Here is a 24,352-nt window from a genome sequence, read left to right on the forward strand (position 1 = left end):
GCCGTGCAATGACTCTGGGCTATGTTTCGCTGCCGAGACCTCCACTGTGGACCCGTCGGACGGTGCTTGCCTGCGCTCCCACCGGCGGCGATAGTGGTACGACGCCGTCCGGAGGAGGCCCGTGCCCGCAGATCGCCTTACCGCCGCGCTCCCCGACGATCGGGAGTTGCGCAGGTTGCTGCGCCACGGCACCTTCGCGCAGGTCCTCGACCACTGCCTGAACGTCAACGGGCTGAGCCTCAAACGCCTGCAGGACCACCTCGCGGTCCGCGGCGCGCGGGTCAGCCGGGCGGCGCTGAGCTACTGGCGCACCGGTCGCAACCGGCCGGAACGCGACGAGTCGCTGCGGGCGGTGCGAGCGCTGGAAGACCTGTTCGGGCTCCCCGAGTCCACCCTGGTGTCCCTGCTCGGCCCGCCCCGGCCGCGCGGCCGGGCCGCGGAACCGGGATCGGTGGACCGCAAGCGGATGTGGCCCGGGCACGACCCGCTGCTGGTCGCGCTGGCCGCGCCGGCCGACGACCGCCTGCGCTACCTCACCGTGCACGAGCACGTCCTGGTGGACGCCGACCGGCGGCTCGCGGAGGTCCGCATCCGGATGGTGGTCGAAGCGCAGCGCGACCACGTGGATCGCTTCCTCGTCTACCAGTGGGTCGAGGAGTCGGACCTGCCGGAACTCGTCGAGCCGCGGTCCTGCCGCCCCGGCCGGATGCGCCGCGATCGGGAAACCGGGGCCACGGTGTGCGAACTCGTGCTGGACCAGCGGCTGGTGGGGGGAGAACGGGCGGTCGTCGACTTCGCCTGGCGGTTCCCGCCCGGCCCCGAACTCACCTACTATCACCGCCGGTTCACCCGCCCGGCCCGGGAACTGGTGCTCCAGGTCGGGTTCGCCGGGAACGCACCCGCGCACTGCGTGCCCTACCGGCAGCGCACCCCCGCCACAGCGCCCCGGCAGGGCCGGCCGCTGTGGATCGGCCCGTCCAACACCGCGCACCTGGTGCTCGAAGACGTCCAGCCCGGAATCGCCGGGCTGAGCTGGGAATGGGACTGACCGGTGGCCCCGATCGAGAGCCACCGGTCAGTCCCCTTTCCCTCCCCAAGGATCAGTAGACGTACCAGGAGAACTGGTCACGTCCGCTGATCCCCGCGGTGTCGGTCGCGGTCACCGACACCTGGAACACCTGGTTGACGTTGCCCGCCGTCCCGCTGATCACCCCGGTGGTGGCGTTGATCGACAGGCCGGGCGGGAGCCCGGTCGCCGACCAGCGGTAGCTACCGGTGCCGCCGCTCGCCGACAGCGGTAGGGTGACCCGCTGCCCGTGCTGGGTGAACTGGAACCCGGGGTCCTGCACGGTCACCGGCCCGCTGTTGCCCTTGGTCACGGTGAGCGTGTACGTGGCGTCGTGACCGGCCGTCGCGTTCTTGCCCGTCACCGTCACTTGGTAGGAACCCGCGGGGGTCGCCGCGCTGGTGGCGATGGTCAGCTTCGACGAACCGCCCGCGTTGACCGAAGCCGGGTCGAACGTCGCCGTCGCACCGGCGGGCAGCCCGGTGGCCGACAGCGCGATGTCACCGCCGCCCGGCGGCGGGGTGCCGCCGATCTGCGCGTTGGCCCAGTCGCCCATCGTGCCCCAGAGCTTGCCGTGCGCGTTGTAGGACGCGCAGTCGGTGCGCAGCCAGGAGAACACCCCGTAGATCTTGCCGTTGTAGTAGTACGGCCCGCCCGAGTCGCCCTGGCACAGGCCCTTGCTGCCGTTGCCGTACCCGTCGCAGAACATGTAGTCCGGGTTGAAGATCGACGAGTCGATGGTCTTGCAGTTCTGCCCGTCGACGGTGGGCAGCACCACCTCGCGCAGCTTGGTGTTCTTGTTGGCGTCGTTGGCGTCGGTCTTGCCGTACCCGACCGCGGTGCCCTGGGTGCCCAGCGGCAGCGTGTCCGAGGACGACGCGATCGCCGGGTAGGTCATGCCGGCGGGCACCGGGATGTCGGTCTTGGTGAAGATGATCGCCACGTCGTTGCCGTTGCGGAAGCCCTCGCCGCTCTGCGGGGTGTAGTCCGGGTGAATCCGGTACTCCGCGATCTCGATCCGGGCGCCCTGACCGGTGTCGGCCAGGTCGTCACGCCCGTAGATCAGGTACTTCGGGTCCCCTTGGGCGAACTTGCAGTGCGCCGCGATCAGCACGGCCCGCTTGGCGACCACGCTGCCGGTACAGGACTGCTCCTGCGGGCGGACGCCGCCGGTGCGGTGCTGCGAAATGATGAACGGGTACTTGGCGACCGTGGTCGGCTGCCCGCCGATCACGCTCGGGCTCGCGCCTCGTCCGGTGCTCGCCGCGGCAGTGGAGACGGTGGTCGTGGTGGACTGCCCGGCCGCCACCGACCCGGAGTTCGGGGTGACGCTGAGGGAAAAGTCGCCCTTCCCGGAGCCGTTGACCGTCAGCGACACCGTCGCGGTGTGGGTGGTGTCGGAGCCCTTGCCGGTCACCGTGACGGTCGCCGACCCCGGCGATGCCGACGACGACGCGGTCAGGGTGAGCGTGGCGGACTGGCCCGCGGTCACCGAGGCCGGGTCGAACGTCGCGGTCACGCCTGCGGGCAGGCCGCCGGCCGACAGCGCCACGGTTTGGGCGCTGCCCTTGGTGACCGTGGTGGCGATCGTCGAGGTCGCGGACTTGCCCGGGTCGACGCTGACCGATGCCGGGTTCGCCGCCACCGAGAAGTCGTTCGCGGCGGGTGGGGTGGTGCCGCCGATCAGCGAGTCGGCCAGGGTGTCGCCCTGCATGGAACCCCAGCCGGTGCACAGGTCGTAGCCGGTGCCCGCCGAGTAGGTGCCGTTGTTGCCGGTGGTGACGTCGTGGAAGTTCGACGAGTAGGCGCTGCCCTTGGCGATCGAGTACAGCGTCGGGTTGATGCCGCCGAGGTTGGCCTTGCCGCCCGCCTTGGCCTTCTGGTTGACCATGGCGATGTAGCCGGCCCACAGGGGCGAGGACAGGCTGGTGCCCCCGACGTCCTGCCAGCCGCCGTTCATGTAGACCGACAACGCGCCGGCCCCGTAATCGGCGTCCAGCGCGACGTCGGGCACCGAGCGGTGGGCGTTGCTCCCGGTCTGCCAGTCCGGCCGGTCGTAGATCGCCGAGTAGCCGCCGCCGGAGCGGGTGTTGCCGGTGCCGCCCTGGTTCCAGCAGGACTCAGAGGTGTAGGTGCCCGCGTTGTCGGCGGTGCGCAGCTGGGTACCGCCGACGCCGGTGAAAAGCGGGTCCGACGGCGGGTAATCGGCCTGGACGGTCGAGTTGTCGCCGTTGTAGCCGCAGCCCGTGGCGCCCCAGTCGCCGGACGCCGACAGCATCGTCACGCCCTGGGCGGCGAGCTGGGTGTAGGAGTCGTGCGACGCGGGGATGGGGTCGGCCTCGCACTTCTCACCGAGCAGCCAGGAGCCCGACAGCACGGTGATCGCGTTGTCGGAGGCGATCTTCGCCATCTCGTCGACCCACGCGCTGTCGTTGTTGGGTGCCTCGTAGACCACCTGCGCGGCACCGGGTGCGGTCGCCGCGACGGCCTCGATGTCGAGGGTCACCTCGAGCTGGTTGCTGCCGGGGCTGGACACGCCGCCGTCGACCGGAACCACCCGCGGGGTCACCGAGGGCTGGCCGAAGTTGCTGGTCCAGGCGTTGATGTCGGACTGCTTGAACGCGTCGAACTCGATGAGCCCGACGGTCTGCCCGGCTCCGGTGTAGGACGCGGAGAGGTTCTTCATGTTGTAGGCGGTGCGGAACTGGGCCGGTGTGTAGCCGCCGGCCGGTCCGCCGGGACCGCCCGGCGCGGACGCGCGGTGCGCGACCTCGCGGTTGGTGAGGCCGGCGACACCCCGCACAAAGGTGGCGACGTCGGCAGGCACCTTCGGTGCGCTGTCGTTGGCGTAGAAGTGCTTCCCGTCGGCGCCGGTGTAGCTGCTCAGCGGGGAGTCGAACGCTTTCGCCACGACGTCCGCCGGTGCGGAGGCGTCGACGACCTGGCGGTTACCGGACACCGCGTCGACGTGGAGTCCCCGGTCGCGCAGGAAGTTCGCCACCTTGTCCACATCGGACTGACGTGGCGCGAACAGCTCGTTGTACTCGGCCGAGGTCAGGAAGTGCCGGTAGGCGGGAGACCTCGGGTCGTTCACCGCGGCCACGAACCGGTCGAGACCGGCCTGGTCGTGGGGCCGCAGCGCCACCGCGACGTGCAAGGGCGGAACGTCCGACAGCGTGCCATCGCGGTGCGCGCCGGCCGGTACCGAGGCACCCCGGGAAGCGAGCGGGACCAGCGTCGGTGGTGGCGCACCGCCGGTGGTGCCGGCCGCCACCGAGGTGGCGGCCGTGACGAGACACGCCGCAAGCGCGACGGCTCGGAAAGCGGACAGGGTTTTTGACACCGTTCCTCCACTTCGCGGGGACTGGGATCGACCGGCTCGAAAGCGCGCGATCGCCGGTGCCGGAAGACGCTAATCGCGTCACGGCCACTTGGTACGCGGGAAGTGAACGTTCAGAGTTTTTCACCGACACCCGCGCTCGGCGAGCGGTTTCCGCAGTTCAGAGGCGCTTTGTGCGCCAACGGTCCACACCCGCGGGGCGGGGGTCAGGGAACTCGGGCGCCCGTCCGCTACGGGGAGGAGCTGCGGTTCGCCGGCAGCGACCTGCCCGGCCCCGAAATCGTCCGGGGCCACGTCCGCCGGCCGCCCGCGGCGATCCCCGGCGGCGCCCGGCTGATGCGGTACCCGCGATGGACGACCGGTGGTGCCGCTACGTCGCCGCCCGGGTGGCGACCGGCGACACGGCGGCCGGCAGCGTGGTCGTGGGCGGCTTCCCTTCCGGCGGCGGGCTCGCCGCGGCCGTCTGCCTGCCGGTCCGACCGTCGGCACGCCCAGTTCCGCCGCGGTCGAGAATGCCGGCGCTGGCGGCCCCGGCCCACCAGATCGAGTCGTGGGCCCCGGCGGGGCATGCAGAGACGTTCGCGGCGGGTGCAAGACCGGAGACGTCGTACTCGTCGTCGTTGTCGAGGTCGCGGCCGACCAGATCGACGCGCTCGTGGCGGGGTACGGCGTAGATCAGGGTCGGCGAGCCGGCTGTGGTGCAGGACGAGGCCGCACGCCTGCGCAGTCGCCCGCCGGCGACCACGTAGTCACGACGCGCGGGATCTTCACCACCGCGGCCCGCAAGGTCGGTGACGAGACGGAGCTGCGGGCGCAGACGTCGGGAAGTTGCGGCCAGGTCATGTCGTCGCCAGTGGGTCGGCGACCCGCAGTGGTGGTACCCGAGAACATGATCCGGTTCTCCGTACAGGACGAAGCGACCTCGTCGCCTGCGCCGGGAAACCCACGAGGTGTGCCGGACAGGACGATGATGACCTACTCGAACTGCACTAGCTGTGCTGCGATGCGTGTTCACCGGGGGTGGCATCCAGGCAGCGAACAACTTCGACCACGCGACCCGGGCACTCGCCCCACCAAGAACCTCGTGGACGTCAGCGGCGACCAGGTCGACGCTCTTCTCGACCAGCGCTGATCTGCCGGCCGGCCGACGTGCGTGGTGGCTGGCTCATTCTTTCGTGCCGCCACGCACGAGGCTCGGCGGCACTGCCGTCTGTTCGGCACTTCGTTGTGGTGCGCGGGGGCGCAGGACCGAAGCTCCGCGGCGCCCGCTGCACCGGGAACCGGTCGCACTCCGTGACTTCAGTCCAACGCCGGGATCGGCGACCATGAGCTGCAGGACACACGAGACGACGGAAGTGGACTGTGCCGACCCGATCGGAGCAAGACGTGATGCCCATCCGCGAGTTCATGATCCACTCGGCCGGCATGGGCGTCGGCACGTGGTGACCGCCGACGTGGCCCTGCCGGCCGGACGGCGCGAAGTGGCCGGGCGCCTCGAAATACCCGTCATCCGAACTTCCCCTCGGCCACATCGACGCTGGCAAACAACTGTGGTGGGCTTCTTTCCGGCCACCTCGGTGACGGCTGGCTGGCTGCCTGGGGGGAGCCTCGGGCCGGGGAAGTGCCCGTCGACGTCTTCTTCCACTCGCCGGGCCGCGGCATCCACGGCGAGCAGCACCGGCGCGCTGTACTGTCGGCGTTCACGACCTGCTCAGGTCGTGAACGTGTCCGCGCGCTGGAGAAGCCGATCTCATGGGTGCTGAAGACGTTGTGGCGGCGTGGGCGAGCGACACGCTCCTCGATCGGGTGCCGGTCGTGGCGTGGGCAGCCGACAGCCGCAGCGGCGCGTACTCGTTCATCTCCGCCGGGTGCCTGTCCTTGCTCGGCCACCCACCGGCCGCATGGCTTGCCGAGCCGAACTTCGTCCTGTCGGTGGTCCACCCCGACGACCGTGATCACTACGACCGGGCGAGGGCGGAGCGGTGGGCGCGCGGTGGTGATTACGAACTCTCCTACCGCGCCCTCGCTGCGGACGGCCGGCTGGTGTGGGTGCAGGAAATAGCCCGGGTTTCCTCGGACGGCGCCGTGCACGGAATCTTCCTGGACGTTTCCGAACGGCATTCGGAGACCGAACGGCAGCGGTTCCTCGCCGAGTTCGAGCGAGGCTTGCAGCAGCTCGACGACGCCGAGATGATCATGGTTTACGCCGCCCGCAGCCTCGGTGAGTACCTCCAGGCGGATCGTTGTGCCTACGCCGAGGCGGAAGAGGACCAGGACCACTTCCTGATGAGCGGCGACCACGCCACCGGCCTCCCGCCACTGCCCGGCCGCTTCGCCATGTCCGCATTCGGCGAGGGTTGTGTCACGGCGATGCGCGCCGGCGAGTCGTGGGTCGTCGACGACAGCTTCCACGACGACCGGCTCGCACCCGCCGACCTCGACGCCTACCGCGTCACCGGGATCCGTGCCGTGATCTGCGTGCCACTGCTGCGCGGCGGTCTGTTCGCCGCCGCCATGGCTGTCCACCAGGCCACTGTCCGGCACTGGAGCAGCGCCGAAGTCGAGCTGGTCGAGCTCGTCGTCAGGCGGTGCTGGGAGTCCATCCAGCGCACCCACGCCCTGCGGGCCCTGCGCGACAGCGAGCAGCGCCACCGGCTGCTGGTGGAACGCGCGACCGACGCGATCTGGGTGCTCGACCGCGACCTGCGGTTCGTCGAGATCAATCCCGCGGCCTGCCAGCTGCTCGGCTACACCCGCGATCAGCTGCTCGGCGCCCCGATCACCACGCTGCTCGACGACGGCGGTGACCACCGCTGGCGGCAGGTGGTCGCCGATCCCGGCAGCGTCCTGGAGGTCAGCGAAGTCCATCAGATCCGCCGCGCCGACGGCACCGAGATGGCTTTTGAGCTGAGCATCCAGGCGACCCCTTCAGGGGTGCAGGCCATCGGCCGTGACGTCACCGAACGCCGCCGCCGCGAGGCCGAACGCGAGCTGCTGCTGCAGCGGGAGCACGAGATCGCCGAAACCCTGCAGCGCAGCCTCCTGCCCCGTGAGCTGCCCGCGCTGCCCGGTCTGGCGGCGGCCGCCCGGTACCAGCCGGCCACGGTCCACGCCCAGACCGGCGGAGACTGGTACGAGGTCATCCCGCTCGGCGGCTCCCGGGTGGCGCTCTCGGTCGGCGACGTCGTCGGCAAGGGCCCTCAGGCCGCCGCGGTCATGGGGCAACTGCGGACCGCGCTGGCCGGCAGCCTGCTCGACGGGCACGGCCCGGCCGCGGCCCTCGCGCGGCTCGACGCCTTCGCCGCCCGCACCGACGGCGCGCCCGGCACCACCTGCGCGTGCCTCACTCTGGACTGCGAGACCGGCGAGCTGGACTGGGCCAGCGCGGGGCACTTGCCGCCCGTGGTGGTCGAGGCCGGGCAGCCGCGGCTGCTGACCGGGGCCGGCAGCGTCCTGGGTGCCCCGGATCCGGCCCGCCACGAGCAGCACACCACCACGCTCTCACCCGGCAGCTCGGTGCTCCTCTACACCGACGGGCTCGTCGAGCGTCGCGGGGAGCTGATCGACGAGGGGCTGCAGCGGCTATGCGAGGCCGCCGGGCGGCTCCACGGCGCACCGCCGGACCACCAGGTCGCCGCAATCACCGACGCCCTCCTCGACATCGGTCAGGACGACGACGTCGCTGTCCTCGCGGTCCGGCTCATGCCGCCACCGCTGCACCGGCGCACGGCCGCGGACACCGGGCTGCTGCGCACGGTCCGCAACGACCTCGCCCGGTGGTCCGGCCTCGCCGGGCTGTCACGCGAACTGTGCGAGGACCTGAACCTGGCCGTCGGCGAAGCCGTGGCCAACTCCGTCGAACACGCCTTCCCCGGCTCCCGCGGCGAAGCCACCTACACCGTGACCCGCACCCCGGCCGGCCGGCTCGACGTCGTCGTGCACGACAACGGCACGTGGCGTCCCGAACCCGCCGACAACAGCCACCGCGGCCGCGGCATCGCCATCATGACAGCGCTGTCCGAACGGTTCAGCCTCGACCACGACGACCACGGAACGACCGTCCGCTTCACGCTCGCCGCTGCCGCACCCGCCACCGCGCCGGCACCCGCACCGGTCACGATCCCCGAACCGGCACCAGCAGGCCTGCTCGTCGACGACGCCACGCCCGAACGCCTGGTCCTGCACATCTCCGGCGACCTCGACCTCACCACGATCGACGAGCTCCGGCCCGCCGTCCTGCACCACCTCGGCACCGCAACCGCTGACGACATCGTCCTCGACCTCGCCGAGGTGACCTACCTCAGCAGCTGCGGCATCGCCCTGCTGCTGGACTCGGCCGCGCTGACAAGACGCCGCGAAGGGTCGCTGACCGTCCTCGTCCGTGCCCGCTCCGCGCCGTTGCGCATCCTTGAGGTCGCCGGCCTGGCCACAACGGGAAACACCGCGCTGGCCGTAGCCGTGAGCGACCCTGCACAGCCGATCCGGCCGCTCACGGCTCAAGGTGCAGAACTTCGCTCAAATGAGTGATTTCGGCGACCCGCCGAACCGGCGGCGAGGCGAGCACGCGCATGGTGACGCCACCGGCTTCGCAGGCGTCGGCTGCTTCCACGAGGCTTCGCATCCCATGAGAACCGCAGAACATCACGCGGGTCAGGTCGAACCGCACACAGTGGGGCGCTGGCGGCTGCAACGCCGCTGTCCAGGCCGCGCGCAACTTCGGCGTGGTGCTCGGATCGATGGCACCGATGACCACAACCTGCACCTGATCGATGCCATCGGATGTCGTGGCGCGGTCAATGGTCACCGACCAGTCCGGCTCAGCGGTATTCAGATCAGTCACGGAGGCGAGAGTTCCTGGTCGACTTTGGGCGCGGCGGCACGTCTGGGGCGGGCAAGGAAGCGGTCGTTCCCAGAGGTTAACTGGTAGGGGGCGGCTTCTCGATCACCCAGTGAGGCTTGGTGGCCGTGCGAGCCGCCGCGACGGTACGCGGCCTGGCTTACGGCAGGGCGCGTCGATCGGTCCAGCTCCGGCATTGTCCGACTGGCTGCGTTCCGCGGAAGTCGTCGGCGATCCGCATCCAGGGCCTGTCCAGCCCGGATGCCACAGGCGTGCGCCTTCGGCTGTCCACAGGGCGGTCATGTGGGTGGGCGAAGCGGGAGGACGACGTCCAGGCCGAGCAGAGCAAGCTTCCGGCGCGCCGCCGCCGAGGCGATGACCTGCATGGCGCGGCCTTCGCTGTGGCAGCGGCGGGTCAAGGTCATCAGGGCAGCCGCGGCTTCGAGGCTCAGCTCGGTGACGGCCGTCAAGTCGACCACGACGGCAGCGCCGGGCGAGGCAGCCGAGACGGGCGCGCTGAGCTGCTCGGCGGTGCCGGCGTCGAGGACGCTGGGCGCCGTGACCCTGAGGGTGTCGGGGGCGGGCCGGAGTCCGGCCGGTCTGTCGTGTGGCTCGGTGGTGGTGCTCATCGGCCCTGTCCCTCTCGCGCGGACCTGGTCGCAGCCGTTCCCGCCGTGCGGGCAGCTCCAGGCTCATCCGCTGTCGCTGACTGTCCCTCGCTGGGGATTCGGCGCGCGTTACTGCACGGATTGCCCCGCCCCCGAAAAAACGGCGGGCCGGGGGAGTCAGCTCTGCTTGCGGGTGACGTCGGTGACGAACTGGTCGGCGACGTCGCGCAGCTTCACGTTCTGCTGTTGCGACTGGGCGACCAGCAGGTCGAACGCTTGGTCGGCCGTGATCCGGTGCAGGGCCATGATGATGCCTTTGGCCTGGTCGATCACCGCGCGGGTGTCCAGGGCGGTCTTCAACTGGACGATTGTCCCCTGGGCCGCGTGGTAGCGGTGCGTGCTGCGCAGGGCGGCTTCGGCGGCGGTGGTGTAGAGCTGCAGCAAGGCCGCGTCGAGGGTGCCGAAGCCCTCGTCTCCGGTGCCGTAGAGGTTCAGCGACCCCTGGTACCGCCGGTCGATGAACAGCGGCGCCGACAGGTAGCTGCTCGTGGTGCTCGCTACGACGGCGGCAGCGAACGCGGGCCACCGTCGGGTGGCCTCGCTCATCGTGACCCGCTGGACGTGCGCGCTGCGGGCGGCTTCCAGGCACGGGCCCGCACCAGCGTCGTACTGGGCCTGGTCGATGCCGCGGGCGGCGTCGGTGGTGGCGGTCGCGGTGTAGGGGGTGTCGTCGCGCAAGAGCGTGACGCTGGCCATGCCGGCGTCCGGGATGGCGTGGACGGCCTGCTGGCACACCCGCTGCAGAACGACGGCCAGGTCCTCATCCTCACCAAGGGTGCTGGTGAGGTGTTCGAGGGAGCTGGCGACGTCGTCGACCCGCTGCGCGGCATCGAGTTCATCCAGCAGCTTCTCGCCCATTTGCGTTCTCTTCCACCCGAGGTCTGGACACGAACAGTACCGGGCGCGGCGGGCAGCCGGGTGGCGAGACGGCTGGTCAGGCGGGCCACCGTTCACCGGGTGTCGACCACTGCGCGGCGCGTGAGGGCCGCTCGGTAGCGCAACCCGGTGGTATTCGGTCCCGATCTCCTCTCGCGCTGTCCCGGCTCTGGCATGGTGGCGAGTGTGGTCGGCGCCGAACTGCGCCAGCCAGCCGGCGCAGCCGAGGTCGTTGTCGGTGCCCGGTTCTCCGTTGTGGCAGCCGAACACGACGTAGCTGCCGAGGCCGGCGGGTTCGACGTTCGCTTCCCGGACCGCCGCCGATGACGGTGTGGTCTCGAGCGCAGCTGCCGGGTTGGGGAGCGGCGGCCTGCTGCGATGACCTGTACTGCCCGGCACCGCCCCGACGGTGCGGCGTGGTCATCCCGGCAGGCCGCCGCCTGTCCCCGAGACCCCGTCCCGAGTACTGGTGACCTACCCACGCGATCGAGGCACTCAACCGTCCCGGGGCACATTCGTCGAGTCGACAGCGTGGTCACGTGACGGGGGCGATCACCTCGGCGAACCCCGAGGACACAGCACTGGATGAGGCGGTGACCTCAGGAAGGGCTGACTGCGCGCGGCTCCGCAGCACCGGGTGGCGCAGGGGCATCCGCTTCGGCGCCCACCGGGACCAGTGCGCAGTTCGTCAACGTCGCGCGATCACCCAGGTCTTGGCCGACGTAGTAGCCGGAGGACACGAGGAAGCTGCGGTAGACCGCGCCCGCCGGTCCCCGCCAGTAGTCGTTGTGCAGCTCGCCGTCGATGATGGCGAACCTCGCCGTGTACGCCGAGGCCCGGTAGTACCAGCCGGTCGCCTTGAGGCACAGGTGGTTGCCGTCCGCCTTGATCAACCACTTCGACCAGCCACGGTCATCGGTGTCCTCCAGCTTGAACTGGCAGGCGCCGGCGACGTCAGGACGCATGACGATGTAGTCCCAGAAGGATTGGGTCGCGTTGGGGCCCAACGGGCAGAGGTGTCCGACGAGGTCCTGTCCGGACTCGCTCAGGTAGTGCGCGCGGAGGTAGTACCAGCTATCGGCGTCGGCGGCGGCCACCGTCCCGGCGGGCAGAAGCAGGGGTTCGCCCTTGAGGACGAGCGGCGGGTCGTCCTCGGACGGTGACCTTTGCGGATCCAACATAGACGTCAACCTTTCGAAATCCAGCTGAGCGGCGGGCACGCGGAATCGGTGGCACGGCTGACGGTCCTGCTCGGCGTCCCGTCCTGCTTGCCGTTCCCGGTGGCCAATTGCGAGACTGGCCTCGCGCTCCCATCCGGGCAAGGTGCGCCCGCGTTCGTCACCCGCGCGTGGCGCTGAGCGGTTGGACCCCGTGCTGAGCGCGTGCAGATCGACGGTCCTGAGTCCGGTGCCCCGTAATCACTCCGGCAACGCCGAGCCCGCCACACCCGCGAGCTGATCAGCGCAGTGCGCAACATTGCGCCGGGCCCGTTCCGCATTCATGAGACTGTGGTCGCAGCCCGTCTCGACGGGGATGAGCCGCCGCAGCCGGGTCAAGCCACAGGCATCGTCGGCTCCAGCGCGGCAGACACCGCTCAGGTGGCCGTCCGCGGCCGGATCATCCTCGCCTGCAAAGGTTCCTGGCTCGATCGGGTTTGCTGTTCGTGGTCACCTTCGATTGTCCACTGTGGATCTCCGTCGACACCGCCCGCCACACCACAGCCCGCCGTTGCTTCCCTGGCAGCGACATGAGAAGTTGCCGCCGCTCCGTCAAGCCACGACCGAGCGGCGATGAGCTCCCGCCGATGGACAACTGGTGTGTGGATGTGGACACCGAAGGCTTGACGGCGAGCCGGATGCAAGCCGAGGTCACGGTCGTTGCATGAACGTCCACCTGGTGGGGCGTTCAGCGCTACTCGTTCGGGTGGATCCGCGCGGGGCGGGTGTCGGCGTGGTCGCGCCGGCGCGACCGTCAAGAACGATCGATGGGGGTCATCGGGCTACCGCCGAGTGGTCAAGATTTGCCAGCGTCGAACATCGCTCCGCGACGGTGGAGGTCGCGGCCGGTGTCGCTGTTCGTTTTCACTACCTTGGCGAGAACGGCAGCTGGTTCGACGACCCCGACGATCTGGGCACCCCCGACCCGGGTGGCGATGCCTGAGCGGTCCTCGCGGCCCGGACCGGGGATGATCCGGCCAGCACGAGCCCGGCCGGCGGCGGCGACCACGGGACGGAGTGGAAGCGACAACAGGCGGTATCTCCTGCAGCAGCGGAATTTCGTCGTCTTCGACCGGAAAATCGTCAGGCGTACGATGCACGGTTCCGGCGTCAGTGAGGCGCGGGCCGGAGGTGGACGGGCAGGCTGGTGTGTCCGTTGGACAGGAACGTGGGCAGGGTGGTCAATTCCTCCGGCGGCACGGCTAGGGACAGCTCCGGGAAGCGGCCGAACAGCGCCGGGAGCGCCACTTCGGCTTCGAGCCGGGCCAGCGGCGCGCCCGGGCAGTGGTGCACGCCGTAGCCGAAGGTGAGGTGCGGTGCGGCCGCGCGGGTGATGTCGAACTCGTCGGCGGTGTCGCCGTGCTGGGCGGGGTCGCGCCCGGCGGCGCCGAAGCCGACCAGGATCGCGTCGCCGCGCCGGATCACCGTGCCGTCCACTTCGATGTCCTCGACCGCGTACCGCAGCGGCGTGTACGGGATCGGCGCCTGCCAGCGCAGCGTCTCCTCGATTACGGCGGTCCAGGACCGTCGCCCCGACTGGACCAGGGCGAGCTGATCGGGGTGGGTCAGCAGCGCGGTGACGGCGTGGTCGAGCAGGTTCACCGTGGTTTCGTGGCCGGCGGTCATCATCAGCATCATCGTGTCGACGAGCTCGGTTTCGGTCAGCGCGCCGTCCCGGTCGTCGCGCGCGGCGATCAGGGCGCTGGTCAGGTCGTCGGCGGGCGCCGCGCGCTTCTGCGCGATCAGTTCGGTGAACAGGGCGTACGCCGCGGCCACGTTCGCCTGCGCCTGTTCGGCGGTGATCGCGCTGTCGAAGAAGCCGTCCACTACTTCGCGGATCCCGGCCCGTTTGTCCTCCAGGACGCCGAACAGCCGGCAGATGACCTCGATCGGCAGCGGATAGGCGTACCGCGCCCGCAGGTCGACGGGCGCGTCACCGGAATCCGCCTCGATGGCGTCGAGCAGGTCCCGGGTGATGTCTTCGACTTTCGGGCGCAGCGCCTCGGTGCGACGGGCAGTGAAGGCGGCGGCCATCAGGGAACGCAGCCGCCGGTGGTCGGCACCGTAGGCGGTGAACATGTTCCGGACCGACACCCAGATCCGCAGCGGCCAGTCTTCGGCGATGTCCCCGTTGGTGAACGCGGGCCAATGCTGCACCGCGTCCTTGGACACCCGGGGGTCGGCCAGCAGCCGACGCAGGACATCGTTGCCGGTAGCGGCCCAGGCCGGAATTCCACCGGGCAGTTCGATCCGGGTGACCGGCCCCCGTTCCCGCAGGCGGGCGCCTTCGGCGTGCACGTCGGAGGCGTTGACGTCGAGTGTGATCGGCTGTTCCATTCTCATTTCCCCTGCCAGTTCTCGCGCGGACCCCGGCCGGGCTCGGACACGGAGTGCCGGCTGCGGGTCAGTGCGCGTCCAGGACGCAGATGACGGTCGGCCCTCTCGAACACCGTGGCCACCGATAAGCGCCTCGCAGTGCCCGGGTCCGTCGTCGGATCGGGAGTTGGGCCAGTCCGGCGATGACGAGGTCGTGCTCGGGCCCGGATCAGCTGGGACGCGCTCGTCGGTGAGGTGTGACAGCGCGAGAAAGCTGCCTGGGGGCAACCGAGCGCGGTAGGCAGTGATGATCGCCGCGGGGTCGTCGCGGTCGGGGATGAAGGGCAGGCTCGCGATCATCAGCAGGGTGATCGGCCGGTCGAAATCGAGCAGCGCTCGCGCGTCGCGGTGCTCCAGGATCGTTTCGGGGCGGCGCAAGCCGGCGGCGGCTTTGGGTGACGGCGACGACGTCGGTGTCGACGTAGACGACCTTGACGTCCGGATCGAGGTCGCGGACGACTTGGTGGACGTTGCCGACGCTGGGGATGCCGGAGCCGATGTCGATGAATTGCTTCACACCGCGCTCGACGAGGTAGGTGACCACGCGGCGCAAGAACTCGCGGTTGTCGACAGCCATGATTTTCGCCGGTGGCAGGACCTGGAGGGTGCGTTCGGCGAAGGCCCGGTCGACAGGAGTGCAGGTGGAGCCGCCGAGGAACCAGTCGTAGGCGCGAGCGACGCTGGGTTCTTCGGGATCAATGGGCGGTGTATCGGACGTAGTGTTCTCGTTCGACACATTTTCTCCCCTCGTCAAGAATTCAGGCTAGCAACGGCAATACGCCCAAAGCATCCGCCACTTGGGCATCGTAGGTGTCGACTACGGGTGATCGAGCATGGATAGATCGTTGACGGTGCGCAACGGCCGCCACCCTTTCAGGGGAGTTCGTTTTTTTTCGAGGGGCGCACCGTCAAAAACTGGCTTTTCAGCCGGGTAACAGGTGCGAGCGTCGCTTCCCCCGGGCGCGCTACCCCCGTCCCCGCAGAATCTGGAAAGGACTACCCCGAGATGTCCTCGAACTGGCCGCCTGTGCTGCTGATGGCGATGACCGCCGCCTTGACGTTGCGGCGTGCCCGCCCCGCCGTGGTTCGCGCTCTGCGGTGTGCCTTGCCTGGCGGTGGGTCAGGGCACGGAGTGACCGATTCGGCTCGACCTCCGACCCGCAGACCGTGGACGGAGCAAAGGCGGAGGGCCTTGACCTCCTACGTCCGCCGGCCGGCACCGAATGGGGATCACGACAACGTCGTCGGCGAAGCTCCGCTGGCGTTGTACCAGCGGTGGGACCGTATCGACGGCGACAAGCCGGCCTGGCTCTACCGGGTCGCCCGCAACAAGGCCGCAGACGCGACCCGGCACAGAGAGGCCGGGCACGCCGAGATCGACGAATCGGCCGGTGTGGCCGACAAGGCCGCACCGATCGGCGTGTGGACCCCGCCCGGCCCGGGGGAGCGGCTGCTGTTCGTCGAGGCGATCGGCGCGCTGCCGCGCCGCCTGGGCTTGCCGCTGACGCTGCTGGAGAAAGGCTGGCGGGTCGAAGACATCGCCGAGTACATGGGCCTGCCCGCCTCGACCGTCGGTATCTCCTTGTCGCGGGCGAAGAACTACCTCAACCGCCTGCTCACCGCTGCCGATGAAGTCAGACCAGTTCACCGGTCGGAAAGGAGGGACCGATGGCTCCATCGGCACCCATGGCCCATCAGTCTCCAACCCGGCCGCCGCAACGCGGCGGTCCCTGCCCCGTTCCACGACCGAGCGACTGCGCTCCTGGCCCGGATCAGCGCCTTCACGATCGCCGCCGACGACCGGATCGGCGACCCGGTGGCCGCCACCGACGTCGAGGCGGCCGTGCAGGAAGCGCGGACCCCGGTACTGCCTGGGCTGGTGCTGACCGTCGATGACACGATCGATTTCGGGCACCGCTGGTACCCGGCGCTGACCAGCGACGCCTGCCTGCAGATCCACCGCAGGTTCGCCGAGCAGCAGTTCGGGCGATGGACCGCGGCGATGCTGGCTGCCTTCGGCGCCCCGATCCTCGATCCGCATCGCCGGCTGGGCGCCCTTTGCGGGTGGCGCCCGCTCGTCCTGTCGTTCTCCGGCGGCGGCGACTGGACGAAGCGGTGCGATCACTGTCGTGCGCCGCGCTGCGGCTTGCGCCGGAGCCGGTTCGAATCCATCCTTGGCGCGGGGAGGTGTCGTGCTCGTCGTCGCACTTGCTGTGCTCGCCGCGGTGTCCACTGCCGCCGCGATCTGGTTCTACTTCCGCAGCAAGAGTGCGTCTGGAGAGATTTCAGACGCCGTCTACCAGCTGTTGCGAACCACGCCGGTATTCCGTGAACATCTTTCGCAAGATGCAGCTCAACGCCTCGTCGGGCAACTTCATGAGCTGCTGGCTTGTGTCGCGGTCGGCATCGCCGACGCCGAGGGCAGCCTCCTGAGCTGGTCGGGCCGAGCATCTCACCACTACATCGACCTCGCCGACCACATCAACTCCGTCCGCCGCGGTCAACTACGGGCCACCGTGGCACACCACGACCTGTCGAGCTCGTCTTGCCGCTCGTGCGAACTGGGTGTCGCGATGATCGTCCCGCTGATCGTCGATGGCGAGACCGAAGCGGTGCTCATCGTGGTCGCCAAAAGCAGAAGGCGCCAGCCGAGCACGATGGTCGACGCCTTGGCGCGGTTGGTCTGCATCCAGTTCGAATTAGCTCGCCTCGATGAGTCGAAACACGCACTGCAGAGGGCGGAAACCGAGGCTCTTCGCGCGCGGATTTCGCCGCATTTTTTCTATAACGCCCTCAATACTATATCAACGCTGATCCGCACGGACCCGGAGGAGGCCCGAGATCTGTTGCAGGATTTTGCTGACTTCATCAGGTACTCTTTCCGTGCTTCCGGCATGTTCACCTCGCTGGCCGAGGAACTGCGCAACATCGACCGGTACCTGACGATCGAGTCGGCGCTTTACGCCGGGCGGCTGGGCGTCCGGATGAAGATCGCCCCCGAGGTGCTCAGGGTGGCGCTGCCGGCCCTCGTTCTGCAGCCGATAGTGGAGAACGCGGTCAAGCATGGAGTGTCCGGCAAGCCGCGTGGCGGCACCGTCACCGTCATCGCCGAGGATTCCGGCGACGAAGCAATCATCACTGTGGAGGACGATGGTGTCGGCATGGACCCTGAGCGACTCAAGGATCTCAGCGACGGTCACAGCGCCGGCTCACACATCGGCCTCGGCAATATCAGCACGCGAATGCGGCAAATTTTCGGCAGCGACTATGCCCTCATGGTAGAGACTGCACTGGGGGCAGGAACAAAAGTCACCCTGCGACTGCCGAAGTCCATACCGGCGGCGCGACCGAACCCGGAGGAGCCGGAGTGAGCCGCGGATTGCGGGTCCTCGCGGTCGACGACATGCCCACCGCGCTCGATGGAATCTGCCGGCTGCTACGCGAAAGCCCCGAAGTGTCCCACGTCAGCGCTGCCGAGGATCCGCTCAGCGCGCTGAACATGATCCGAGCTACCCGCTTCGACGCGGTCTTCGTCGACATAGCGATGCCCGGGATGAGCGGCATCGACTTGGGTGGCCTCCTGATGAAGCTGACCGACCCACCGGTGATCGTGTTCGTCACCGCCTATGACGAACACGCCGCCGACGCCTTCGAGCTCGGTGCGATCGACTATCTGCGTAAACCAGTGAGTGCCGATCGGGTGTCCGCCGCCCTGCGGCGAGTGATCAAGATGCTGCCGTCGACCGACCGTGCACTCGCACCCGTTCCGGAGTCCTTGACGGCACTCCCGGTGGAGTCGCGGGGGCGCACCAGGTACATCAAGCGCCGCGAGGTCGTATTCGTCGAGGCCAGCCGGGACACGGTCAACGTGCATACCTTCTCCGGGATCCACCCGGTGAGGATGTCCATCTCCAAGCTGGCCGAGCACTGGGAGGAAGCCGGTTTCGTGCGCACCCACCGCAGCTACCTCGTCGCCGTCAACGCGATCACCGAATTGCGCAGCGACCCCATCGGCGGCTTGGTGGCACACACCGGGCTTGGCGAAGTACCGGTGAGCAGGCGGCACGCGCGCAGCGTACGAGAGCGGCTGTTCCGGGCGGCGCGTGCGGAAGACCCGGAGCACTGACCGTCGGTCCTGCTCGCCCAGCGACCGCTCGTCGGTCCCTGCGTACCGCTGGTTGACCGCTCGTCGTGCTTTCGGGTTCGGAAATCGGCGAGCTTCCCCGTCGATGCAGCGGGTTCCTAGCATGGTGTTCACCGGCAGCCGGCGATCCTCTGTCAACGGAAGGTCCGACAGCTGCCGCGACGCCGCAACCATCCGGCATGGTGGTGGCGTCCCAAACGACGCGCAGCGCCGGGCACCGGGCGGAACTGGAGTGTCAAGCATTTCTACAGCTGTGATTTTACTCGTGGCGGTCCTTTCCGCGTTCTGCCTCACCGCGCTGGCTCTCCATCTGATCAAGGGGGCCGCAGACGGATACTTGAAGGTCAAGTTCGGACCATTCTTGTTCGAGTACGGTGCGCGTCCCAAGGTGAGCACTGATGAACCAGCCGTGGAAAAGAAGCAGTCGGCGGCGGGCGAAGATCCACCGCCCGGCTCTTGCTGAGAGCGCGGCTACGGGATCGCCCCCGCGTGCTACGGGTCGAACGCGATTGCGCTGGCGGTGCATCTGCTGACCTTCCAGCACATCCCCGCCATGCGAACCGCCCAGCTGCTGGCCGACCGGGCGGGACTGTCGGTCCTGACCGGCCGGGTCGCTGGGTTCTCACCCTGGGTTGCGGCCGGGCTGGAAAGACTCGAGCAACGAGGCGCTGTGTGCGGCGCCGGCCGCGGTGGCCCGGACCGCGCGGACGCGCGGGTCGTCACCGGTGGACGGCGGCTCGACCGGCGGGGGTTCTTCCTCGAGCCGGCACTGCTCACCGACGTCGCCCGTGCCTCCGAGCTGGCTCGCGAAGGAGTCTTCGGCCCGGCCCTCACCGCGCCCTTCGGCGGCCGCGAGGATTCCGGCTGGGGACGCGAACGCGGGCCCGAGGCATCCAGGAATTCATCGAGCTCAAGGAGATCCTCTTCGGGCCGGGCGGCGTCCGGCCCATCGACTGACCGGGAGTACCCATGGGCTACCCACCGCGGCGCGCCAAGCCGGAACTCGCGTTGATCACCGGTGCCGCGAGCGCCTCGCCGTGGACGGCGCCAAGCTCGTCCGCACCGACATCGACGAGACGCGGCTCGTCGACGACCCGGGCGGTCTCGACACGGTGATCGCGACGCAGGGCGCTGCGATCGGCGGGGGAGCGCACCCGAAACATTCGACGCCTACCACCGCGCGCTCGACGTCAACCTGCACGGGGCGTTCTACCTGGCCGCCGAGGTGCTCCCGCATCTGGCGGAGGGTGAAGGTTCGCTGGTCCTGTTCGCCTCGACACCGCGGCTCCCGCGGACATCGGGCTCACGCGCTGGCTCGCCCGTGACTACGGGCCGAAAGGCGTGCGGGTGAACGCGGTGCACCCGGGATTCGTCCGGACCGCGCTCGTCGCCGGCAGCATGGCTCACCTCGCCGAACGCGAAGGCGTCTCCCTCGAAGCGGCGTATGCGCTCAGCGCGGCGCACGTACCGCTGAGGCGCGTGTGCACCGAACGGCGGATGCAGGACCGCGCGGGCTACCGGGACTACCAGCGCCGGGTCGCGTTCTCCTTCCCCCGGCCACCCCGGCCGACGCCGAAGTCACCCGGCTCGGCCTGCTCCGGAAGCACCGCGCCGACGCGTGGTGTGAACCGTCCGAAGTGGAGGCTCCGGAGTTCCGCGCCCCGTCCCGTGCACCGCGACGACGACGCCCGGGTGACCACGATCGATTGAATGATCATCTTTCTGCCAGCTGTTTTCCGGCCGGTCACGCACGATGACCGGAGCAGCAGCGAGGCGGAGGTGTCGGTCGATGGGCGGCGGGTCGCGGCGGAAGGTGCCGGCGCTCCTGGTGGTGGCGACACTGCTCGCGTGGTGCGTGTCCGCGTTCGGGCCGGTGGCGCGCGCCACCGCCGCGACCGACGACTGCGGGTTCGCGTCGGCGGGAACCGGCACCTACGCGCGGACGCTGTGCTGGTTCGACCTGTCCGGGTACGACGCCGCGGAGGCGACCTCCGCGGCGGGCCAGCGGCTGACCTTCGCGCTGCCCGGCGGTTACCGGCTCGCGGTCACGCTCAAGGTTTCCGGCGGCCCCGTCGCCGCGAACCGGCTGCCGACCTATTCCGCGGCGTACCTGGGCAACTCCGGGCACTACACGGGCGTGCCGGGGCGGCCCGCGCTGTACCAGACCGCCTTCGGCACGACGACGGTCGCCGCGCTGACCGACATCGTGGCCACCGACAGCACCGGGGCGGTGGTGCAGGGCTACGCGCTGGTCGGCGCCGACGCGGAGTCGACCGACGCCGGCGAGTCGATCGAGTGGACCTCGTCCTCGCCGCTCGAATCGCTGACCGCCACCGGGTCCGATCCGGGGATCGGGAACGCCTGCGGCGGCGGGTACAGCGGCATCGGCACGCGGACGGTGCGGTGCACCGGGCGCACGGGTGCCAACAAGACCGGTACCGCGATCATCTCCGCCGAAGACCCCACGTCGTTCAGCCAGCGCATGGTGGGTGGCGGGCGCCAGGCGGTCGGGTTCGGCGTGCTGGTTTCCAGCCTCCAGCTGACCAAGGAGGTCGTCCGGGGCTTCTCCGGCGACTCGTTCGCCGTCTCGGTCGCGGCGCCGGGTGGCAGCGTGCTCGCCTCCGCCGACACCGGGGGCGGCACTTCGGCGAGCACCGGTGAAGTCACCGTGCTGGCCGGTGCCCGCGGCGGTGACTACACCCTGCGCGAGACCGCGAGTTCCGGGCTCGAGTCCAATTACGACAGAGCGTGGTCCTGCACCCGCAACGGCAAAGCGGACGGGGAACTGCCCGCCGGCGACGCCGGTGGCTCGGCCCGGGTGCACGTCGGCATCGGCGACTTCGTGTCCTGCACGGTCACGAACACAGGGAAACCCGCGACGCTGGAGCTGGACAAGCACGCCGCACCGGTCGACGTGAACGGCAACGGGATCACCGATGCGGGCGATACCATCGGGTACACCTTCACCGTCACCAACACCGGCGCGCTCGAACTGCACGACATCGCCGTGACGGACGCGAAGGCCGGGCCGGTCACCTGCCCCCGCCCGAGCCTCGCGCCGGGGGAATCGCAGACCTGCGCCGCGCCGGCCCCGTACGTCATCACCCCCGCCGACGAGAACGCCGGGGCGGCGGTCAACACCGCGACGGCCTCCGGGCTGCCGCCCGGCGGTGCCACCCGGGTGACGTCCGGCCCGGCGTCGACCCGCACCCCGACCGAGAAGCCCGCCCCGGCACTCACGCTGAAGAAGTCGGCCGCTCCCGACATCCCGGACGCGTACACCGCCGGCCGGCCGATCACCTACTCCTTCCGGGTCGCGAACACCGGGAACGTGCCGTTGACCGAGATCGGAATCGACGAGACCGCCTTCTCCGGCAGTGGTGTCCTGTCCACCACGCTGTGCCCGGTCGCGACGCTGGCTCCTGGCGCGAGCACGACCTGCACCGCCACCTACGTGCTGACCCAGGCCGACGTCGATGCGGGCCGGCTGGACAACACCGCCACGGCGCACGGCAAGCAGCCCGGCTCGACGGTCCCGACCACGTCGAACCCCTCGAGCGTTTCGGTCCCGACGCCCGCGCACCCGGCGATCACCCTGGTCAAGACCGCCGACCCGACCACCGTCGACCGCGCCGGCCAGCCCGTCGGCTACACGTTCCTGGTCACCAACGCCGGCGACGTGACGTTGCGCGACGTCGGTGTCGACGAAACCCGCTTCACCGGTTCCGGCCCCGCACCCGTCGTCACCTGCCCGGGGACGGTGCTGGCCCCCGGTGCCGCGCAGACGTGCCGGGCCACCTACCCGGTCACGCAAGCCGACATCGACGCGGGCGCGGTGGAGAACACCGCCGTCGCGCACGGGACGCCACCCCGCGCGACGGAGCCGACCTCGTCGGAGCCGTCGTCGGCGAAGGTGACCGCGACCCGCTCGGCCGCCCTGACCCTGGCGAAGTCCGCCGACCCGGCCACGGTGGCATCCGCGGGGGAGCCGGTTCGCTACTCGTTCACCGTGGAGAACACCGGCACCGTGACGCTGACCGGGGTGGCGATCACCGAGACCGCGTTCAGCGGCAGCGGGCGGCTGTCCGCGGTCACCTGCCCGCCCGGCAGCGCGGTGCTCGTGCCCGGCCAGGTCGTCACCTGCACCGCGGACTACGCGGTGACCCAGGCCGACCTCGACGCCGGCCGCATCACCAACAGCGCCACCGCGGCCGGCACCCCGCCCCCGGGTTTGCCGACGGTGACGACGCCGCCGGCGACGGCAGTCGTGACCGCCGTCGGCGGGGCGGCGCTCACCCTGGTCAAGTCCGTCGAACCAGCCACCGTGGCCGGCGCGGGCGAGACCGTGACCTACCGCTTCGCCGTGACCAACACGGGAAACCGCACCCTCACCGCGCTGTCCGTGCGCGAGACGGCGTTCGGCGGCACCGGTCCGGCGCCGGTCGTCGAATGCCCGTCGCGCACGCTGGCGCCCGGGCAAGCGCAAACCTGCACGGCCGTCTACACCCTGACCCAGGCGGACGCCGACACCGGAGCGGTGACCAACACGGCCGAGGCGATCGGCTCCGGTCCCGGAGGCGAACCGGTCACCTCCGCCCCGTCGCGGGCGAAGGTGACCGTGCCGGGCGAACCGGGGCTGTCACTGGTCAAGTCGGCCGACCCGGCCGACGACGGGCACTTCCGCGCCGGGCAGACGGTCACCTATTCCTTCGTGGTCACCAACACCGGGAACCGCACGCTGACCGCGGTCACGGTGCGCGAGACGGCGTTCTCGGGCACCGGGCGCCTGTCCCCGCTGTCCTGCCCGGGCGGCGGCGCGACGGTGGCCGCGCTGGCTCCGGGGGAGCAGGCGGTCTGCGCCGCCGCTTACGTGCTCACCCAGTCCGATGTGGACGCCGGGAAGGTCGTCAACACGGCCGTCGCCACCGGTACCCCGCCCCAGGGCGACCCACCGGTCTCGGATCCGTCGACGGTCGTCGTGCCGACGCCGCCGGACGCCGCGCTCACCCTGGCGAAGACGGCCTCGCCGGGTACGGTTTCCGCGGCCGGGCAGGAGGTCACCTACTCGTTCGTGGTCACCAACACCGGTAACGTGACGCTCACCGCGCTGTCGATCCGCGAAACCCGTTTCACCGGCAGCGGCGGGACACCGGGTCCGGTGTGCCCGGCCGGTTCGCTGGTGCCGGGGCAGCACGTGACGTGCACGGCGACCTACCGCGTCACGCAGTCCGATGTGGACGCCGGACGGATCGACAACACCGCCGTCGCGTCGGGAACCCCGCCGGCGGGCAGGCCCACGGTGGAGTCGGAGCCCGCGAACGCGACGGTGCGGGTCACCGCTGCCGCGGCGCTCGCGATCACCAAGGCGGCCCGGCCGGTCGACGTGAACGGCGATGGCGTCATCGGCGCCGGCGACCGGATCGAGTGGACGGTCACGGTCGGCAACACCGGTGCGGTCACCGTCCGGGAGATCCGGGTCGACGACCCGTCCGCGGGTGTGGCGACCTGCCCGGCGACCGAGCTGGCACCGGGCCAGGCGATGACGTGCACGGTGCCCGCGCACCCGGTCACCGCCGCCGACGTGGTTGCCGGACGGGTGCGCAACGTCGCCACCGCGGCCGGCACCGGGCCCGACGGATCGCCGGTCCCCGCCGGGCAAGCGGCCGTCGACGTCCCGGTCGTCCCCGCACCGGCACCGACCGGCGGCCCGCACCGGCTGCCCGACACCGGCACGGACGTGCGCAGGCTGCTCGGCCTGGCGAGCGTGCTGCTCCTGGCCGGAGTGGTGCTGTGCGCGGCCGCGAGGCGACGGGACGTGACCCGGTGAG

18 protein-coding genes and 1 pseudogene are annotated in these 24,352 nt (G+C 70.2%); 10 read left to right on the plus strand and 9 right to left on the minus strand.

Annotated features, from left to right (window positions below; genetic code table 11):
- Positions 1–166: 166 nt before the first annotated feature.
- A complete protein-coding gene (locus tag ACLJQM_RS11230) occupies positions 167–1,048 on the plus strand; it encodes an XRE family transcriptional regulator (RefSeq protein WP_410631102.1) in 882 nt (293 codons plus the stop codon).
- 52 nt (positions 1,049–1,100) lie between these two features.
- Here the strand turns inward: ACLJQM_RS11230 and ACLJQM_RS11235 are convergent, their stop codons facing one another.
- Together ACLJQM_RS11235 and ACLJQM_RS11240 are read right to left on the minus strand one after the other, a co-directional pair.
- Positions 1,101–4,409: a protease pro-enzyme activation domain-containing protein gene (locus ACLJQM_RS11235; protein WP_410631103.1), complete on the minus strand. Its 3,309-nt coding sequence runs from the start codon at positions 4,407–4,409 to the stop codon at positions 1,101–1,103.
- Positions 4,410–4,776: 367 nt separating this feature from the next.
- Positions 4,777–5,151 carry a hypothetical protein gene (locus ACLJQM_RS11240; protein ID WP_410631104.1) on the minus strand — a complete coding sequence of 125 codons (375 nt, stop codon included), beginning with the start codon at positions 5,149–5,151 and terminating at the stop codon, positions 4,777–4,779.
- 1,007 nt (positions 5,152–6,158) lie between these two features.
- On the opposite strand from ACLJQM_RS11240, the gene ACLJQM_RS11245 reads away from it, so the two are divergent.
- Positions 6,159–8,933, plus strand: a complete 2,775-nt coding sequence (locus tag ACLJQM_RS11245) for a SpoIIE family protein phosphatase (RefSeq protein WP_410631105.1) — start codon at positions 6,159–6,161, stop codon at positions 8,931–8,933.
- Here ACLJQM_RS11245 and ACLJQM_RS11250 read toward each other — a convergent pair.
- The 4 genes from ACLJQM_RS11250 to ACLJQM_RS11265 form a co-directional block, all read right to left on the minus strand.
- Positions 8,896–9,246, minus strand: coding sequence for an STAS domain-containing protein (locus ACLJQM_RS11250; RefSeq protein WP_410631106.1), 351 nt, complete (start codon positions 9,244–9,246; stop codon positions 8,896–8,898). The two genes, ACLJQM_RS11245 and ACLJQM_RS11250, sit on opposite strands and share 38 nt — an antisense overlap.
- Before the next feature lie 296 nt (positions 9,247–9,542).
- Complete coding sequence (locus ACLJQM_RS11255) at positions 9,543–9,872, minus strand: STAS domain-containing protein (RefSeq protein WP_410631107.1); 330 nt, start codon at positions 9,870–9,872, stop codon at positions 9,543–9,545.
- Between the two features lie 156 nt (positions 9,873–10,028).
- Positions 10,029–10,769 carry an ANTAR domain-containing protein gene (locus ACLJQM_RS11260; protein ID WP_410631108.1) on the minus strand — a complete coding sequence of 247 codons (741 nt, stop codon included), beginning with the start codon at positions 10,767–10,769 and terminating at the stop codon, positions 10,029–10,031.
- 617 nt (positions 10,770–11,386) lie between these two features.
- The gene (locus ACLJQM_RS11265; RefSeq protein WP_410631110.1) at positions 11,387–11,968 is read right to left on the minus strand and encodes a hypothetical protein; all 582 of its coding nucleotides are present in this window, start codon (positions 11,966–11,968) and stop codon (positions 11,387–11,389) included.
- A 700-nt stretch (positions 11,969–12,668) separates the two neighbouring features.
- Between ACLJQM_RS11265 and ACLJQM_RS11270 the strand changes: the two genes are divergently transcribed.
- Positions 12,669–12,947: a hypothetical protein gene (locus ACLJQM_RS11270; RefSeq protein ID WP_410631112.1), complete on the plus strand. Its 279-nt coding sequence runs from the start codon at positions 12,669–12,671 to the stop codon at positions 12,945–12,947.
- Between the two features lie 167 nt (positions 12,948–13,114).
- On the opposite strand, the gene ACLJQM_RS11275 is transcribed toward ACLJQM_RS11270, so the two are convergent.
- Together ACLJQM_RS11275 and ACLJQM_RS11280 are read right to left on the minus strand one after the other, a co-directional pair.
- Complete coding sequence (locus tag ACLJQM_RS11275) at positions 13,115–14,341, minus strand: cytochrome P450 family protein (protein ID WP_410631368.1); 1,227 nt, start codon at positions 14,339–14,341, stop codon at positions 13,115–13,117.
- 267 nt (positions 14,342–14,608) lie between these two features.
- A pseudogene (locus ACLJQM_RS11280) lies at positions 14,609–15,116 on the minus strand (SAM-dependent methyltransferase); the annotation flags it as partial.
- Positions 15,117–15,422: 306 nt separating this feature from the next.
- Between ACLJQM_RS11280 and ACLJQM_RS11285 the strand changes: the two are divergent.
- The 5 genes from ACLJQM_RS11285 (at position 15,423) to ACLJQM_RS11305 (ending at position 19,536) form a co-directional block, all read left to right on the plus strand.
- Positions 15,423–16,712 carry an RNA polymerase sigma factor gene (locus ACLJQM_RS11285; RefSeq protein ID WP_410631369.1) on the plus strand — a complete coding sequence of 430 codons (1,290 nt, stop codon included), beginning with the start codon at positions 15,423–15,425 and terminating at the stop codon, positions 16,710–16,712.
- The gene (locus ACLJQM_RS11290) at positions 16,606–17,751 is read left to right on the plus strand and encodes a sensor histidine kinase (protein WP_410631370.1); all 1,146 of its coding nucleotides are present in this window, start codon (positions 16,606–16,608) and stop codon (positions 17,749–17,751) included. The genes ACLJQM_RS11285 and ACLJQM_RS11290 overlap by 107 nt, the downstream gene beginning before the upstream one ends.
- On the plus strand, positions 17,748–18,506 hold the full coding sequence (locus tag ACLJQM_RS11295) for a LytR/AlgR family response regulator transcription factor (RefSeq protein ID WP_410631113.1): 759 nt from the start codon (positions 17,748–17,750) through the stop codon (positions 18,504–18,506). The genes ACLJQM_RS11290 and ACLJQM_RS11295 overlap by 4 nt, the downstream gene beginning before the upstream one ends.
- A 283-nt stretch (positions 18,507–18,789) precedes the next feature.
- Entirely contained in the window at positions 18,790–18,987 is a 198-nt protein-coding gene (locus ACLJQM_RS11300; protein ID WP_410631115.1) for a hypothetical protein, read from the plus strand.
- Between the two features lie 90 nt (positions 18,988–19,077).
- Complete coding sequence (locus ACLJQM_RS11305; RefSeq protein ID WP_410631116.1) at positions 19,078–19,536, plus strand: aldehyde dehydrogenase family protein; 459 nt, start codon at positions 19,078–19,080, stop codon at positions 19,534–19,536.
- Here the strand turns inward: ACLJQM_RS11305 and ACLJQM_RS11310 are convergent.
- The gene (locus ACLJQM_RS11310) at positions 19,499–19,678 is read right to left on the minus strand and encodes a hypothetical protein (protein WP_410631381.1); all 180 of its coding nucleotides are present in this window, start codon (positions 19,676–19,678) and stop codon (positions 19,499–19,501) included. The two genes, ACLJQM_RS11305 and ACLJQM_RS11310, sit on opposite strands and share 38 nt — an antisense overlap.
- 142 nt (positions 19,679–19,820) lie before the next feature.
- On the opposite strand from ACLJQM_RS11310, the gene ACLJQM_RS11315 reads away from it, so the two are divergent.
- The gene (locus ACLJQM_RS11315) at positions 19,821–20,234 is read left to right on the plus strand and encodes an SDR family oxidoreductase (RefSeq protein WP_410631371.1); all 414 of its coding nucleotides are present in this window, start codon (positions 19,821–19,823) and stop codon (positions 20,232–20,234) included.
- A 79-nt stretch (positions 20,235–20,313) separates the two neighbouring features.
- Entirely contained in the window at positions 20,314–24,351 is a 4,038-nt protein-coding gene (locus tag ACLJQM_RS11320; protein ID WP_410631117.1) for a CshA/CshB family fibrillar adhesin-related protein, read from the plus strand.
- Position 24,352 lies beyond the last annotated feature (1 nt).

Origin of the sequence: Amycolatopsis sp. cmx-4-83 (assembly GCF_046548815.1) — a bacterium.
Classification (GTDB): domain Bacteria; phylum Actinomycetota; class Actinomycetes; order Mycobacteriales; family Pseudonocardiaceae; genus Amycolatopsis; species Amycolatopsis pretoriensis_A.